This window comes from Chitinilyticum aquatile DSM 21506 (assembly GCF_000430805.1).
Classification (GTDB): Bacteria; Pseudomonadota; Gammaproteobacteria; order Burkholderiales; family Chitinibacteraceae; genus Chitinilyticum; species Chitinilyticum aquatile.
This window is the reverse complement of record NZ_AUMS01000029.1, coordinates 1-1,595: the sequence shown is the minus strand read 5'-3', so window position 1 is coordinate 1,595 and position 1,595 is coordinate 1. Positions and strand designations below refer to the sequence as shown.

The 1,595-nt window shown below is 48.6% G+C and carries 2 protein-coding genes; both read right to left on the bottom strand.

The features are described 5' to 3' along the window. Nucleotides 1-559 precede the first annotated feature (559 nt). The gene (locus H559_RS22780; protein WP_155845428.1) at nt 560-976 is read right to left on the bottom strand and encodes a hypothetical protein; all 417 of its coding nucleotides are present in this window, start codon (nt 974-976) and stop codon (nt 560-562) included. A 2-nt stretch (nt 977-978) separates the two neighbouring features. Continuing rightward, nucleotides 979-1,595: RHS repeat-associated core domain-containing protein (locus H559_RS23060; protein WP_034641379.1), on the bottom strand; the 617-nt coding region annotated here is incomplete at its 5' end.

Genomic DNA, 1,595 nt, shown 5'->3' with positions numbered 1-1,595 from the left:
GCCAGTGGCGTGTCATCCAGCCAGAGTATTTCCCGGCTGACTTTCCCCGTGCCGTCGCTTTCGCCGATGAGGTGGCCGGCGAGGTCGTAGTAGTGGTACAGCGTGTCGCTCACGACCTAGCCGTTGTTCGTGAGGGTTTTGCGGATGCGCTGGCAGTGCGCCACGACGAGGGCAGATCGATACATACCCGTGCAGATATAAGCATGTAGCCCTCCATATAAAGGGCTGCAGCCATATACCCATGAAGTAGTCACGAAACCATTGGGGTGAGATGGATTGTTAAAGATCGGGGATACGAAAAACGACGCGGCTTGCGCCTCCGATTACGTTTCTCGAAGCAGCGATGCACGGTCGGTTCGTGCGGCGCAATCTCCCGAGTGCTTCCTGCGGCGCAATTCGCTGCGCACATTGACGCCCTACGATTACGCCGTACGCGGTTTCATATAAAGGGCCACAGCCAGATACCCATGAAGTAGGCGAGAAACAGCTTTGGGGAGATGGGTTGTTAAAGATCGGAGATTCGAAAAACAACGCGGCTTGCGCCTCTGATTATGCTTCGCTAATCAGAGCCCCGTTGATAAATGAAATGCTGCACCCCTGATAACATCATATTCCATAATAGTATTGTCACGATGAAACTCACTGCAAAATAAAAAAGACCGAACGCAGGCCCACCATCAAATTGCATGGCAACCAAGACTGCCAGCGGAAAGCCAATCAGACGAAAGTAATTAATAACGCTCTGTTTATTTGCGCCCCATAGACAAAAAAACATGCTAGCAGCGTTCCATATGCACACGCCAAGAAAAATTATCATTCCATTCCTACTTAAATGAAAAGATCCTTCCGCAGCAAAAACGCCCCAAAAAAATATAGAACTGGCGATTAAACTAAAAAAACCGACAAATAGGGATGTAGCCCGTAAAAATCGCACAATCGATTTTTTTTGAAAAAATGAGTCTAATAAAAATTTCATTATCAATAGCACTCCTCGCAATAGCCATTTCCATCCCTACCTGCTCGAGGGTCGAACCATAAAGAAGGATCTTTAGGGTTGGTCGATATTCCCCTCACCCAGTTGTGCCCAGGGTACCAGAATGGCTTCATTTCGAAGTTACTCTCAACATCAAAAATCCATTTATCATCAAGGTACGGCTTGATTTTATCAAGCTCTTCAATGGTTTTCTCTGTTTGCCCTTCGCAGTTTTCATAATTCTCACACCCAGGCACACCATAGAAGCGACAAAAATTATTCCAATGTTTATTCGGGTGTCGCTGCCTATTTCTAGTCATCTCATCAACAATTTCACGAAATCGTTTTCTGATTATTTCCACATCTCGCGCGCTCAGGCCAAATGGATCAACCAAACCTAACGGATTTCCCTCCACATACCCATACGTATTAATCCCCCCCGCCAGCCCAATCGGGTCAGACTGCATGTACCGGCCCGTCAGCGGGTCGTAGTCGCGGTAGTAGTTGTAATGCAATCCGCTCTCTTTGTCGAAATACTGGCCGGGGAAGCGCAGGTTTAGTGTCAGGCGCACGCCGTCGCCGTCCGGGTCTTCGTTGGGGAGCTCCAGCCCGAACGGTTCCG